20 protein-coding genes are annotated in these 13,731 nt (G+C 38.4%); 8 read left to right on the forward strand and 12 right to left on the reverse strand.

Translation table 11 applies throughout. The features are described from left to right. Complete coding sequence (acpS, locus tag ACYQ3A_RS11010; protein ID WP_459897375.1) at nt 1–360, forward strand: holo-ACP synthase; 360 nt, start codon at nt 1–3, stop codon at nt 358–360. On the opposite strand, the gene ACYQ3A_RS11015 is transcribed toward acpS, so the two are convergent. The 7 genes from ACYQ3A_RS11015 to ACYQ3A_RS11045 all read right to left on the reverse strand — a co-directional run bounded on the left by ACYQ3A_RS11015 (nt 344) and on the right by ACYQ3A_RS11045 (nt 5,769). Further along, nucleotides 344–778, reverse strand: coding sequence for a bacteriohemerythrin (locus tag ACYQ3A_RS11015; protein ID WP_459897376.1), 435 nt, complete (start codon nt 776–778; stop codon nt 344–346). The genes acpS and ACYQ3A_RS11015 overlap by 17 nt on opposite strands. 112 nt (nt 779–890) lie before the next feature. Beyond that, complete coding sequence (gene acpP / locus ACYQ3A_RS11020) at nt 891–1,124, reverse strand: acyl carrier protein (protein WP_121169529.1); 234 nt, start codon at nt 1,122–1,124, stop codon at nt 891–893. Between the two features lie 51 nt (nt 1,125–1,175). Beyond that, complete coding sequence (gene fabG / locus ACYQ3A_RS11025; protein ID WP_459897377.1) at nt 1,176–1,901, reverse strand: 3-oxoacyl-[acyl-carrier-protein] reductase; 726 nt, start codon at nt 1,899–1,901, stop codon at nt 1,176–1,178. 12 nt (nt 1,902–1,913) lie between these two features. Continuing rightward, nucleotides 1,914–2,399 carry a DUF2391 family protein gene (locus ACYQ3A_RS11030; protein ID WP_459897378.1) on the reverse strand — a complete coding sequence of 162 codons (486 nt, stop codon included), beginning with the start codon at nt 2,397–2,399 and terminating at the stop codon, nt 1,914–1,916. Between the two features lie 7 nt (nt 2,400–2,406). Next, nucleotides 2,407–2,895: a phosphohistidine phosphatase SixA gene (sixA, locus tag ACYQ3A_RS11035; RefSeq protein WP_459897379.1), complete on the reverse strand. Its 489-nt coding sequence runs from the start codon at nt 2,893–2,895 to the stop codon at nt 2,407–2,409. Next, nucleotides 2,874–4,913: a polyphosphate kinase 1 gene (ppk1, locus tag ACYQ3A_RS11040; protein ID WP_459897380.1), complete on the reverse strand. Its 2,040-nt coding sequence runs from the start codon at nt 4,911–4,913 to the stop codon at nt 2,874–2,876. The genes sixA and ppk1 overlap by 22 nt, the downstream gene beginning before the upstream one ends. Further along, nucleotides 4,900–5,769 carry a Ppx/GppA phosphatase family protein gene (locus tag ACYQ3A_RS11045; protein ID WP_459897381.1) on the reverse strand — a complete coding sequence of 290 codons (870 nt, stop codon included), beginning with the start codon at nt 5,767–5,769 and terminating at the stop codon, nt 4,900–4,902. The genes ppk1 and ACYQ3A_RS11045 overlap by 14 nt, the downstream gene beginning before the upstream one ends. A gap of 48 nt (nt 5,770–5,817) precedes the next feature. Here ACYQ3A_RS11045 and ACYQ3A_RS11050 point away from each other — a divergent pair, with 48 nt between their 5' ends. From ACYQ3A_RS11050 to ACYQ3A_RS11080, 7 genes are all read left to right on the forward strand, one after another. Beyond that, nucleotides 5,818–6,144, forward strand: coding sequence for a helix-turn-helix domain-containing protein (locus ACYQ3A_RS11050; protein ID WP_459897382.1), 327 nt, complete (start codon nt 5,818–5,820; stop codon nt 6,142–6,144). 349 nt (nt 6,145–6,493) lie between these two features. Further along, entirely contained in the window at nt 6,494–6,724 is a 231-nt protein-coding gene (locus ACYQ3A_RS11055; protein WP_459897383.1) for a hypothetical protein, read from the forward strand. Then, nucleotides 6,702–6,971 carry a hypothetical protein gene (locus tag ACYQ3A_RS11060; RefSeq protein ID WP_459897384.1) on the forward strand — a complete coding sequence of 90 codons (270 nt, stop codon included), beginning with the start codon at nt 6,702–6,704 and terminating at the stop codon, nt 6,969–6,971. Before ACYQ3A_RS11055 ends, ACYQ3A_RS11060 begins: the two co-directional genes overlap by 23 nt. A 21-nt stretch (nt 6,972–6,992) precedes the next feature. After that, the gene (locus ACYQ3A_RS11065) at nt 6,993–9,056 is read left to right on the forward strand and encodes a tape measure protein (protein WP_459897385.1); all 2,064 of its coding nucleotides are present in this window, start codon (nt 6,993–6,995) and stop codon (nt 9,054–9,056) included. Nucleotides 9,057–9,067: 11 nt separating this feature from the next. Further along, entirely contained in the window at nt 9,068–9,436 is a 369-nt protein-coding gene (locus ACYQ3A_RS11070; protein WP_459897386.1) for a hypothetical protein, read from the forward strand. Between the two features lie 182 nt (nt 9,437–9,618). After that, nucleotides 9,619–10,236, forward strand: a complete 618-nt coding sequence (locus tag ACYQ3A_RS11075) for a hypothetical protein (protein ID WP_459897387.1) — start codon at nt 9,619–9,621, stop codon at nt 10,234–10,236. Next, entirely contained in the window at nt 10,227–10,379 is a 153-nt protein-coding gene (locus ACYQ3A_RS11080) for a hypothetical protein (protein WP_459897388.1), read from the forward strand. The genes ACYQ3A_RS11075 and ACYQ3A_RS11080 overlap by 10 nt, the downstream gene beginning before the upstream one ends. 37 nt (nt 10,380–10,416) lie before the next feature. On the opposite strand, the gene ACYQ3A_RS11085 is transcribed toward ACYQ3A_RS11080, so the two are convergent. The 5 genes from ACYQ3A_RS11085 to ACYQ3A_RS11105 all read right to left on the reverse strand — a co-directional run bounded on the left by ACYQ3A_RS11085 (nt 10,417) and on the right by ACYQ3A_RS11105 (nt 13,705). Next, nucleotides 10,417–10,914: a YwgA family protein gene (locus tag ACYQ3A_RS11085; protein WP_459897389.1), complete on the reverse strand. Its 498-nt coding sequence runs from the start codon at nt 10,912–10,914 to the stop codon at nt 10,417–10,419. A gap of 28 nt (nt 10,915–10,942) precedes the next feature. Next, on the reverse strand, nt 10,943–12,292 hold the full coding sequence (locus tag ACYQ3A_RS11090) for an HD domain-containing protein (protein ID WP_459897390.1): 1,350 nt from the start codon (nt 12,290–12,292) through the stop codon (nt 10,943–10,945). Nucleotides 12,293–12,555: 263 nt separating this feature from the next. Continuing rightward, nucleotides 12,556–12,834, reverse strand: a complete 279-nt coding sequence (locus ACYQ3A_RS11095; protein WP_459897391.1) for a hypothetical protein — start codon at nt 12,832–12,834, stop codon at nt 12,556–12,558. 30 nt (nt 12,835–12,864) lie between these two features. Further along, nucleotides 12,865–13,365 (reverse strand): thermonuclease family protein, encoded by a 501-nt coding sequence (locus ACYQ3A_RS11100; protein WP_459897392.1) that lies wholly within the window; start codon nt 13,363–13,365, stop codon nt 12,865–12,867. A 208-nt stretch (nt 13,366–13,573) separates the two neighbouring features. Continuing rightward, entirely contained in the window at nt 13,574–13,705 is a 132-nt protein-coding gene (locus ACYQ3A_RS11105; RefSeq protein WP_459897393.1) for a hypothetical protein, read from the reverse strand. Nucleotides 13,706–13,731: the final 26 nt, after the last annotated feature.

Genomic DNA, 13,731 nt, shown 5'->3' on the forward strand with positions numbered 1-13,731 from the left:
ATGCTTCTATCCTGCGGAATCGACATAGTATCGGTTAGAAGAATTGAGGAAATCCTTGACAGATATGGAGACCGATTTCTAAAAAAGGTTTTTCCTGAAGGAGTTGAATACTGTCAGAAGAAAAGGAAAGGAGAATTTGCGGGCTGCATTGCAGCCCGATTTGCATTAAAGGAAGCAGTTATTAAAGCGCTCTCATCCATAGGAAAAGAGGTCGGTTTCAGGGATATAACTGTAACCGGCGGCGGAAAGAATCTGACAATCAACATTAAGAACTGTGAGAAATTGAAATTTATTTACAGCATATCCCATGAAAGAGAGTTTGCAATTGCCGTTGTTAACGTTTTTAAGACTGAGGAATAAGAACACCAGCTCCCATTAAAACCTTTGATAGATATTCACCTGTAACCGTGTCCATTGTCAAAATATGTTCAACTATCCAAGGCTTAAACGTATTTTCAAAGTAATTCCTCAAAAAGTTTACGTTCTCTGTTTTTTCCCAGGTTTTCCTCACGTTTTCGAGTTCTTCCAGAACTCTCTTGTGTTCATTAGAGTGACACTCATAGGCAAAGAAATAGGTCTTTTTCATCAAATCTTCTTCATAAGCAAAGTGTTCCTTCACGTCTTCAATAAATTCATTAAAGAGTTTTGAGATCTCTTCTTCTGGTTTTTCTGAAACAATGGCCCCATAGAGCTCATTTAGAATATCAAGCTCCCTCTGGTGAACCTGATTCATTCCTTGATAGTTCACAAGAGGTAATTGGTCTCTTTGGATTAGCATAGTAGCCTCCTTTAAAAATCTTAGCTATTACTAAAAGTATTTAAGGAGGCTACCGGTAGGAATGAGATAGATCAACAGAAAAGCCCCCTGATTGGGGGGCAGGAAACAGGAATTAAAGATGCTTTTGAATGTATTCGATTGCGTCGCCTACTGTCTGGATCTTTTCAGCGTCTTCGTCTGGAATCTCGATACCAAACTCCTCTTCAAGAGCCATAACCAGTTCAACTGTGTCGAGAGAATCTGCACCAAGGTCCTCGATAAATGAAGCCTCTGGTGTCACCTCATCTGGATCAACTCCAAGTCTATCAGCTACGATCTCTTTCACTTTCTGTTCGATGTTTTCCATCCTTGAACCTCCTATAAGTTTTTAGCTGAATCTGGAATTATAGTCTAACCGTTAGAAAAGTCCACCATTAACATGGATGACCGTTCCAGTAATGTAAGACGCCATGTTTGAAGCTAAAAAGAGACAGACATCTGCAATTTCTTTCGGCTCTCCCTCTCTTTTCAGAGGAATCGATTTAAGGAGCTCTTCCTTTATCTTTGCTGGGATCTTCTCAGTCATATCTGTTGTTATGTAACCGGGAGCAATGCAGTTAACCCTTATTCCTCTACCACCGAGTTCCTTCGCTAAGGACTTTGTAAACCCTATAAGAGCGGATTTTGTTGCGGAATAGTTGACCTGACCAACATTCCCTGTAAAACCAACAACAGAGGAGATGTTTATTATGTTTCCGGATCTCTTCTTTACCATTGCTGGAACAACAGCCCTTGTAACGTTATAAACACCGTTAAGGTTTGTGTTAATAACGCTGTCCCAATCCTCGTCCTTCATCCTCATAAAAAGGGTATCCTTAGTTATTCCAGCGTTATTAATAAGGACATCTATCTGCCCCTCTTTCTCCAGAATCTCGGAAACTACTCTTTTTACTTCTTCTCTATCTGTAACGTCCATCTTCACACCGTTAACCCCAATCTCCTCTGCAACCGCCTTTGTCTTCTCCTCATTTGTTCCTGTGATGTAAACAACTGCTCCAACGTCTTTAAATCTCTCAGCTATTGCCCTTCCTATTCCTCTCGTTCCCCCGGTCACCAGAACAACCTTTCCTTTTAACTCTTCCATTTTCCCTCCTGATTATTTTGCTGCATCAAGTCCAATACTTCCTATAACCGAGAAGAGTGTAACGAGAATAACCGTCTTTACAAACCAATTGGTATTGTCAATGATACCTGGATAAATGCCCAAAATCAAAAGAGAAAAGGCAGAGATAAGAAGAGAGATAAAGAAACTTGTTACAAGCCTAAGAGGAAGAAATCCTGCAAGGTTTTGAACTTTCCAGTTTCCAAGGTTTGAGTACCTGATAAAGACAAAAAGTCCGAAAACCATAGAAACTAAAAGAGCAAAAGCGTGCAAATCGGACATGTTCTTTGAGATTTCCCATATATCGGCATTGGCAGCAAAGGGAAAAGCTAAGATAACAGCTCCAGTTAATTCCTGAATTAGATCACTGAAACCTAAGTTCTGCTTTCTATTTTCAAGAGTCTCTGCTACTCTTGAAATTTTCTTATCTAAGGCTACAAGCTCCTTTTCTATTCTCTCTATTTTTTCCCTCTCCAGCATCTCCTCACTACAGCTTCAGAATTATTTTCGGACTGTAAAATCCAGAAAGGAGAAATTTATCCTTTTTCTGCCAGATTTCAGCAACCGCTCCCTTCTTAAAAGCAATTCTGTTTGGACTGAGACAGGTAATTTCATTAAGAAATAGACTCAGATCCGGCTCATGACCAACCAGAGCAATATTTCCCTTATGCTTCTTTATTACCTTCATGTAGGCTTCAGGCTCAGCATCCGGAGAAAGTCTTTTCTCAACTACAACCTCTTTTCTTAGGAGCTCAGCCAGAATTTCGGCAGTTTTTAGAGCTCTTTCACAAGGACTTGAAATGATGATCAAATCTTCAGGAAAAATCTGCATAAGCCACTCAGAAAATTTCTTAAACTCCTTTATCCCTTTTTCGGTAAGAGGCCTTTCACAGTCATCTCCTTTCCACCTCTCCCTCTTTTCTGCCTTTCCATGCCTTATCAGGAAGATTCTCCTCACTTTATCCGTCTTACCCATCTCTCAAAGTACTCCTGGGAATTGAATTCTCTCTCTTCTGGCCTTGTGTACTCTCCTGTTGGAAGGAGAATTCTGGCCTTTACAGTATCTCTTAACTGGATTTCAAGAATTGTTTTCAGTTTCTCTTTCAACTCTCTATCTTCTATCGGGACAAGGGTTTCTACTCTTCTGTGGAAGTTCCTCGGCATCCAGTCGGCACTGCTTATGAAGACCTTTTCTTCACCACCAGCCCCGAAGTAGAAAATCCTTGCATGTTCAAGATACTTTCCAACGATACTGATTACTCTTATGTTCTCACTCACTCCTTCAATTCCAGGTCTCAAACAGCAGATCCCCCTCACTATCAGGTCAATTTTCACACTGGCCTGAGAAGCTCTGTAGAGAGCCTTAATAACATCGGGATCCACAAGGGAGTTCATCTTTGCAATTATCCTTCCCCTTTCACCGAGCTCTGCCTCTTCCTCTATCATTTCGAGGATTTTCTTCTTCAGGTCAACCGGAGAGATGAAGAGTTTACTGAGCTCAGGCGGGTGGAAGTAACCGGTAAGAACATTGAAAATCCTTGAAACGTCCTCACCAATCTCTGGATCAGAAGTTAGATAACTTACATCTGAGTAGATTTTTGCAGTCTCAACGTTGTAATTCCCCGTTCCAAGGTGAACGTATCTCTTTATTCCGTTTTCCTCTTTTCTAACAATCATCAACAGCTTTGCATGGGTCTTAAGCCCTGGAATTCCATAGATAACATGGACACCTTCTTCCTCAAGCCTCTTTGCCCAAACTATATTACTCTCTTCGTCAAACCGCGCCTTTATTTCAACAACAGCTGTTACTTCCTTCCCTTTCTGTGCAGCCTTACTGAGAGCTTCAACTATCGGCGAATTTCTTCCAGCTCTGTAAAGAGTCTGTTTGATTGCAAGAACGTTGGGATCCTCCGCCGCCTCCTCAACCAGTTCAACAACAGGATCAAAGGATTCGTAAGGATGGAAGAGAATGAACTCATGACTTTTTAAAGCGTTGAATATCTCTATGTTAAACTGAGGTGGATAGTAGGGAACATAAGGTGAAAACTTCAGATCCGATCTATCTATCTCTCTGTAAAGACTCCAGAGGTCTGAAAGATTGAGGGGAATATCCAGCTTATAGATGTCGTAATCCTTTATCTCAAGTTCATCTTTCAGGAAGTTCAGTATAAAGTTTGAACCACCATTTATTTCAAGTCTGACTGGCTTTCCGAATCTCCTCTTCCTCAGTCCTTTCTCTATCTCCTCAAGGAGGTCATCTGCCTCGTCTTCCTGAATGATGATATCCGCATCTCTCGTTACCCTGAACGTTGCAACGCTTCTTATCTCCTGATCAGGAAAGAGCTTTCCAATGTGATTAATGATTAAGTCTTCAAGGTAGAGATAGTGCTCTTCTCTGTCCTTTTCCTTCAACTTTACAAACCTTGGAAGAACTTTCGGAATAGGAATGAGGCCGAACTTGAGCTCCTCAGAGATTATCTCAACAATGATGTTAAAGCTGAGGGATGGGAGATGAGGAAATGGATGGGTCAGATCAACTGCTAAAGGAGTTAGAACAGGATAGACAAATTCCTCAAAGTACTTATCCGCTCTTCTCTTCAGAGTTTTTGGCAGGTTAGAGTACTTGTGAATGTAAATTTTCTCAGCCTTCAGTTCCGATATAAGCTTCCTGTACTGAGTTTCTGTCTCTTTCAAAAGCTGTTTCGTCTTTTGAGCTATCTTCCTCAACTGCTCCTTAGGGGTTAACCCATCAAAGGAAGGTCTGTTGATGTTGGCAGAGACCATCTTCTTGAGTCCTGCCACCCTTATCATGAAGAACTCATCAAGGTTTGTGAAAAATATGGCAATGAATTTGAGCCTCTCAAGGAGAGGATTGTTCAAATCCTCAGCCTCTTCCAGAACCCTTCTGTTAAACTCAAGCCAGCTAAGTTCTCTGTTTATGTAAAGCTTCGTATTGTCAAGGTTTATCTCCTTTTTCTCCTTAACAGACTCCATCTTCAATCACCCTTTTGAACACAATTCCTTCTCTGATTCCAGATTTAGAGATAACCAACTCTTTTACTTTGAATATATCCATCAGCTCAAGAACAACTATAGCAGCAACGGTAACTGTTTTTGCCCTCTCCACGGGAATCCCATAACTTTCTGTAATCTCAATGGGCTTCATCTTTTTAATCTTCTCAACAACTTCCTTAAGCTGCTTCCTCTTGATACGTCTCTTTCCAGCAATCTTCCTTAGAGGCCTGATACTTCCTCCAACACCGATTAGAATCTCACTCTCATAAATCTTGAAGTCGTAAGGGTTCACCAGTACCCTGATCTGTCGCCTGATCCCGATCTCATCTTCTACATATCCATTTTTCACGTAATCTTTAAAAGAAAGCGTCCCAAGAGGGTAACTTTTACAGCTTTCTGGCTTTGAGTCAACTATCTCACAAATCTCAAGGCTCCCACCACCAATGTCAAATAGAAGTCCTTTCTTCACCTTCACGTCTAAAAGAGCTCCAAGAGCAGAATAGTAAGCTTCCTCTTCTCCAGAAAGAACTTCAACATTAAAATACTCTTCAATTCTCTCTAAAAGCTCTTTTCTGTTTTCAGCAGCTCTTACAACGTACGTTGCAAAAGCTATCGTGCAGTTCGGCTGGAACTCTTCAACTTTTTCTCTAAAATCTTTGAGAACTATCTCCAACTTCAGAATACCTTCTTCGGTCAGTTTCCCATTCTTCAAATAGTTCAGAAGTCTTACATAGATGGAATCTGAGTAGATCTTCTCTATCTTTTTTCCCTTTACCCTGTAAACAACCAGTTTAACAGTATTTGAACCTATATCCACAACCGCAACTTTTTTCACAACTCTTTCCTCACTGCAAGAGCTGGGGTGTGTTCTTTGAGTCAAAAAATGCGAAACCTTAATGTCGAGAGAAAAATACAAGTTATTTCTTTGCCTACTAAAAGGATTATACAGGAAATATCGTGTAGAGAACTGGAGAGGATTATTGAAGAAGGTAGAACTCTGGAAAAGATAGCGGAAATTTTAGGAGTTAACTATAAGACGCTAAGTAATCACATATCTAAGAAGCTGAAAAGTTGCTTTTACACTACCACAGAATATGCCCAGCTAAAAGGGGTCAAGGTTGCATATGTTAGAAAACTCATCAAAGAAGGAAAGATACCTGCTGTATTCTATGGGAAAAATTGGCTTATCCCTAAGAGGAAAGTCTTTTGAATTCTCTGTTAGGCTTAACAAAGTCATTGAAGTTCTTGACGACGACACGGCGACGACGACACCAAAATTCTCTCTCTTTTTGCGGCTCGCCCACCCGCACCTGAAACCCGTCAGAAGGACCCACATTAAAAGAGGTCAGCAGGGGAGAGGGGGACTGATAGCCCCTGGAAGTGCCAACTAATACCATTCCAAAAGCTTCAAGGGTAAATCTTTAATACAGAACAGGGAAAAATTGGGAAATTTCGGGGAAAAACAGAGTAAAAAATTAAGTGTTATTTCACTTTTTTCACAAAAGCATTCTGAAATCCGGGTTACCTTTAGAAGTAGAGAGATGTCAGGAGAGTAGAAAATGCCGAGCAATTACAAGCCTAAGAGGCTGAAGCTATCTAAACCTAAGCACATCTTCCTTATCCTGGAACAAGTAGTTGAAGATGTCAGGAACGAAAGAATGAAACCTCAACAAGCTAATGCCATTGTCTACGCAATTCAAACGGCTCTAAAAGCACACGAAACCCTTGAACTTGAAAAGAAAGTAAAGCAGTTAGAGGAGTTATTGGATGGACTTAAGGAGAAGAATTGAGAAGCTGGAAAAGGAACTGAAAAAGCACTCTGGAGATGATAACAAGCTTGTAGTTCTTGTTAGAGAAACAACTTTCTCTAAAAGTGAGGAAAGAGCTTTAGAACAGAAGGAAAAGGAGCTCCTTGAAAGGTTAAAAGAATATCCCAACGCCAAAATAGTTATTGCCGTGGTTACTCCTAAAGGCTGGGAAATTGAGATTCCTGAGCTGGGAGTAAAAGAATCCTCAAAAGAGGATACCACTCACTAAAAGGTTACTTGGGAGGAAATAATGCAGTTTAGTGAACAGGAATTAAAAATCATTATAGAGGCTCAAGATTTAGCGAGCTCTACCTTCAAAAAGCTTTCCAATGAAATCTCCTCTTTAACAAAAAAGACATTCGATGTACTTAATCCTTTTAATTCCCTACAAAAAACACTTGCTTTTGTTGGTGGAACTGCTGGCTTTGGAATGCTCGCTAAGTCTTTTATTGACACTGCCTCTGCTTTTGAGCAGTTCCGAGTTCAGTTGGAAACAACTACCGGTTCTATTCAAAAAGCCCAAATGGCTATGAGATGGATTTCGGATTTTACCGCTAAGACACCTTACGAGCTTGAAGAGGTTACACAAGCCTTCATTAAGCTCCAAGCCTACGGGATAGATCCAACAAGTGGAGCTCTGAGGGTTCTTGGTGATACAGCCTCGGCAATGGGTAAATCTCTTGACCAGGCAGTAGAAGCCTTAGCTGACGCCATAAACGGTGAATTTGAGAGACTGAAAGAATTTGGTGTAAGAGCTAAGACTACTGCTGATCAAATAACCTTTTACTACATGAAGGCTGGAAAAGAAGTATCTATAACTGTTCGGAAGTCTGCTGAAGAAATTCAAAAGGCCCTTATGGAGATATGGAGCGATAAGTTTGCAGGCGGTATGGAAAGATTGTCTCATACATTCCAAGGCATGGTTTCCAATCTTGCCGATTATTGGACTCAATTCAAAAACGAAGTAATGCAGTCCGGAGTTTTCCAGTATTTAGAAAATGTTTTGGAATTAACCCTGCAAAAGATAGAGCAATTAAAAAAGACAGGTGATTTTGATAAATGGGCGAAAAAAACAGGTGAAGCCATTACCACAGCTTTTGAAGGAGCTACTCTTACTCTTGCAAGAATTCCAATTCTAATGGAACAGGCAAAGCTGAGCTTTTTGGAAACCTCCAAGTTTATTGCAGACCATAGAAAAACTCTCTCTGGCTTACTTGGAATAGGGGGATCCGTAGCTTTACTTTCAAGAAAACCTGGAATGGCTGTTTCACTCTTTGGAGCCGCTAAAGCTTTAAATGCTTTTGAGGGGAAATCTAAAGAGTTTGAACAAGCTATACAGGAAACCACTAATACTATAAAAAAGTTAGAAAATGGTTATAACGAGCTTAAAAGTATTCTTGAAGAAGCTTATAAAAAGACTGACGTCTTTCAACAAACAATGTCAGGAGCTACGAATACAACTAATCAGTTTGCCAATGCTCAGAATAATCTTAGCTCTGCTTTACAGAAAACGCTTTCTGCACTGGATAAACAGAAAAAGGCAGCTGAAAGCTTTCAGAAAGAACTGCAAGGAATAATGGAAAAGGTTAACTGGCAATTAATGACACCAGAGCAACAATACAATTATGTTAAAGACAAACTTCAGGATTTATGGAACGAAGCTTGGAGCAACGAAGATGTCAAGGCTGCCGAGGAATATGTAGAGACCTTCCAGAATTACCTTGATTTGCTCTCTCAATTTGAAGGTAAGGAAAGTGTTTTAGAGCAATTTAGAGATGACTTAGAAGAGCTCTCAAGAGTTTTTAACTCAGACTACTTTGAAGAAAAGAAGAAGAAACTTCTTAGTGGTTCTAAGTCTGATAAGCTGATTTCAGATCAAAACTTCCGAGATGCAAAGGAAAAGTTTCAGTTCATCGAAACAGAGATAAACTATATCAAAGCTTTAATGCCCATAGAACTTAAGGTAGTAAATAAGACTACTGAAACTATCAACCAGATAAAGACCGAGATTAACAACCTAAAGTTTGCAATAGACGAACTTAAAAACCAAGGAATTACTCTAAGTATTGATGGAGATGTTTCCGAGCTTTCAGATATAGCCGATAAGCTCAACAAGCTTACTGGAAAAACTATTGAGATTAAGGCTAAAGATGAAGCTACACCAATTATAGAAAAGATAAAACGAAAGCTTGACGAGGTTAAGGAGATAACAATAGACGTCAAAATACGTAAGCATATAGAAAACTTATCGGTTGAATTAGAGAAAGTCATTAGAAGAGGTCAAATAGACCTTTCCGGTGGGAATGTAGGCTAAAGGAGGAAAAGTTGAATCTTAAGAGAAAGCTGGAAAGTCTCGAAAAGGAGATTAAAAATCTCACCAGTCCAGTTAACGAAGAAGAAAAGATTGTAATCATTCAGCTTTTAGCTCCTCTTCACAAATCAGATCAGGTAATCTTTGAAGACGAGGAGAACAATAATATGGAACTCCAATTTGAGCCCGAAGAGGAGCTTTCTGAAAGAGAAATGGAAGGGCGTATAGCTTCTAATGAGAAGAAGGCTTTAGAATGGCTGAGAGCTAACGTTGATTTAAGGAAATGCGAAAGAACTTATGTATGGGTTACGCCTTGGGAATGGTTAGTGCAGGCTCCTGAGTTGGAGATCAATCATAAGGTTAGAACTGTTCTTAATGATTGAGAGATTCCCCCTAAGGGTACAAACTCAACCTAAGGGAATTTAGATGATCAGACTAAAGGCTTTGGCAGGAAAGGTTGGGAGGGGAAGGGGTTAAGAAACCGGGTTGGGACTGTCGATGATAAGACAACTGGGAGTCTTATAAGCTATGATACATTTATCTTATAAAACTTGGAGGCGGGAAAATGTGTACATTTCCTACAAAAGATGAGTTTATAAAAGGAATAGAAGCTTATAGACAATATGAGAAAAGAAATGCAATGTATAAAGTCTCTTCTTGTTTGATGAAGCAATTCTGGGGAGATGCAGAAAATATGGCAAATTCTCTAGGAGTATTATTGCTCACCTGGAACTCACCTTTTTATAGATATGGTCAGCTTGACTTTGATTCTTTAGAAGAATTTATAAGGAATAACTTAGATAAATTAAACGAATTTAGGGAAAAAGATATTACTTTTTGCTCCCCTCATAATGAGAGAATAGTGAAAGAAATCTTTGATAGCCTTTTAGAGGCCACAAAAATCAGCTCAAATGGAAAAGAAAAAAGATCTCCGGTATCAGTTGTTAAAGCTCTACATTTGTTGGCTCCTAACTTCTTTCCTCTGTGGGATGATAAGATAAGCAAAGCCTACAAATGCACTTGGTATAAAGCAGAGAAAGCTGGAGAAAAATATCTTAAATTTATGAAAGTTATGAAACGGTTTGCTCTATACGTGAAATCCCTCCAATTGCCTTACACAGAACCAGTGTTAAAACTAATAGATGAGTATAACTACTCAAAATATACGCAGGAATGGATTTAGTCGTATCGGTATTAGAGAAGCTTTTCAGGATCAAAATCTTCTTCTTGATTGACTACACCAACTACTACAACCACCCTGAAGGCGTTGGGAGGGGTAAAAGACTCCAAAATAAAATAAGGGCTAAGACCGACTGGGAGTCTTAGCCCTCTGAAAATATGTTAATGCAAGAATATCAGATAGTTAAGTTTGATACTTCGATCTAATTTCTTCCCAAAGTTTTAGTGCCTCTTCAAGTTTGTCTATAAGGTGTGGTTTTAAAATTCCTAATTTTTTTCTTGCTATTGACTCGCTACTTTCTGTCTTGAGTAAATATAGATAAGTGGCCAGAAGTTCTAGAAGATCCGCGGGCTGACTGTTTAGTAAATGTATAATTTCCTTTACTTTCCTAAGATCCTCTGGAATTTCAATAACTGATTCATCTTTGACAGTGTAAACATATGACATGTTTCTCTTATCTTCTTCTAGTACATCTAACAAAACTAACTCATCTAGTTCCAATTGAAGATCCGAAGAGTACGGACCAAAATAGTGCAGTTTAAATCTTTCGGTAAATGGAATATCTAATGACTTTAGTACAAAAACTAACTTTTGTAGTTTTTTTCTTCCTACTATTTCTGAACAAAGTTTTACTAAAGAAGCTATCCTGTTTAGATCCTTATCGTAAAGAACAAGATTCATTATCAACCTCCTTTTGCATCCAAATAATTTACGCTATCTCTTCTCTATATTCATAAACTCTTGTTCTTCTGAGAGTTTTGTTTCTTAAACCTTTTACCAGGTGGGAAACTTCTGCCAAGTCCTGAATTTGATTCCTGTACTTCACCCATATATGCTCTGCCCTTTCAGCGGATTTTTCCCCCAGCAGGTAAGGATCCTTATAAGCTACTAGTTTGTAATTATCTACATAGAAAAAGTATGTTCCTCTGTTTCCTTCAAGATTTTTTATAAGCTCATGATATTCCTGAAGTTCATCATGGTTCTCAAAAGATATTTCTTTTCTAAGTTTTGGAGGTATACGATAGACAAGAGCTTGGGACAGTTTTGAAAGTATTTCATCTTTGCATTGAATCCATCTATTAAAGTATGATACCATATACGCATCATCTAAAAAGTAGAAATATTCAAGATTTTTCTCTGGATTTTCTACAAACCTTATTAAATAATCGTCAACAAAGAGATCTTCCCACTCGTCCTTTAGTTCTTTCAATCTTTCAAAAAGTTTGACAAGAACACTTTCGAATGCCCTTGTAGTTTTATGGAAATAAACACGCTCGTACATATGATATCTGGAGATTATGAAAGACTCTACGGAATGTAATCCTTTTTTCGCATTTATTACTATCCCTAATCTGTTGTTTTCTTGAGGTATTTCATTAACTTCCATGTGCATAATTAACCAATCAGGCTCAAATGAAGCATAAGATACACCACACATATAGGCATCCCTCAGTAAATAATCCATTCTATCTGCATCAAGCTGGCTTGAAATAATCTCCTTGACCCAATAATGTTCACTGGATATTTTCCCTTCTATTATATCTGTTATGAGTTTAACGATGAACTTTCCATCTTCCCCAAAATACTCCTCTATATGACTTCTTATTTCTGTGTTTTCTATGATTCTGATAGTCATAGTCTCATGCGAAAAACCTTCTTTCATTAGTCTTTCAAAAGCATGAGAAAATGGCCCATGTCCAATATCATGAAGTAATCCGACAATCTTCAAAATAAGTTTGAGTTCGTCTTTCCCCAAATTAACTTCTTTTTCTTCCTCATCAACTACTACTTTAAATTTTACTTTCTCAGGTACATATCCAAGATTATCAAAAAATTTCCCTATTAAATGAGATACACCTATAGAATGAGAAAATCTATTATGAGTTGCTGTGGGATAAGTATACTCGGAGAATCCTAATTGCTTTATCCTTCTCAATCTTTGGAAAGTAGGGGTATTAATAATGTCCAGTAAAACTTTTTCTTCTTGCTTATCAAAAGAAATCAAATCATGTATTGGATCTCTAAAAACTTTAAAATCCTCCCTCATTCGTAAACCCACTACTCTCCCCCTATTAGCTTAGCTTAAAGTTATCTTTGTAACCGGCTTACTAATAAACTCCTCTACCTTATCTTTATTTCGATTATAACACTTCACCTGAATTAATATAAGAACAAATAAAAGGAATACTTTACGATAACATGATCAAGGCTAAATCGCACAAAAGACGGGTGCTTTATCATAAAAATTGCTTTAATTTTCTTCGTTGTTCTACGCATCAACAAAGAACTCTGATGTTTAAGTGCAAGTTCTTAAGTTGAAGATTAATAATCTATATCTTCCAAATTACTGAGCTTCTCTATAATCTGTTCTAAAACTTCATCCTTGTTAAAATATCCCGTTCCTCCTCCTTGTGAGGGAATCCTTATGGCAACTTTGTTTCCATTTACACAAGCCCAAGCATTTTCCTCAGTTTTTGTTAAAGGTATATGCTCTGTCCTGCCTGTGTTAATAGCATCCACAATTTTTTGAGCATCGTTAACATGAAGAAAAATATCATACCTTATGCCAATTTCATCTAAAGGTCTAATATGGATTTTCATCTCTCCCCTCCATCTAATTTATCTCCAAAGTCATTTTCCTTCTTCAATCGCTTTTTTAAAAGCCTGTCTTAGGGTTTTCTCATATTTTGGCTCTAAAGGATACCGAGTAAACAGGTAGGCACAACCATCCTCTAACATTAGCTTATTAATGAACTTCCCATCTGGAGTGTAGACATAAGCCAGGATCCGCCCGTATCTGTCTCTATGATTGTGATAGACATTGTTCTGGTCATAGACAAGACAGACTTGCTTGTAACCAGCAAGGAGCTCTTTAAGGTGTCTTTTAGCTTGCTTCCCTAAATAGACGATAGTTTCTACATCCTGATGATTCCTTCTTGCCTGGTAATAAGCCCTTCTGTTTTTCCTGCTTTCTGGGGTATCAATACCTAAAAGCCTTACAGATGTTTTTTTACCGTGATAAAGGATTTTTATAGTGTCTCCATCAATGACGTAAAGAAGCTTGTAACACTCTTTAGCATATCCTGGAATAATCAGCAGAAAACTAAGAATAAGTGTCAAAAGCAATCTCACCGCTCTCTTCTCCTATTCCGTAATACTGAAAAAGAAATCAATATCTTCCTTGCTCAAACTTGAATGTGAAAGGTACTCCCGCATATGAGGGCAGGCTTTACAGACTTTATCAGGAACTCCAAAGTGAGGACATTCCTTGCAAATCTCCATAAGTTCAAAGGTTCTCTGGACTGCCTTTCTAAACTATTCATCTTCAAAATTTATAATCTTAACCATTAGAGATCTCCTTAATTTTCAGTTGCAAAATAAGATACAACCTAAGAAGTTTTTTATCAGCCATCTCTATAAGGTTAAGCTCTTTAAAGCCCCTCGGAACGTAAGTATTGGTATATCTATCCACTTTTCTATAAGCCCCTCCCCTTCCTA

It is taken from the genome of Desulfurobacterium crinifex, from assembly GCF_054656775.1.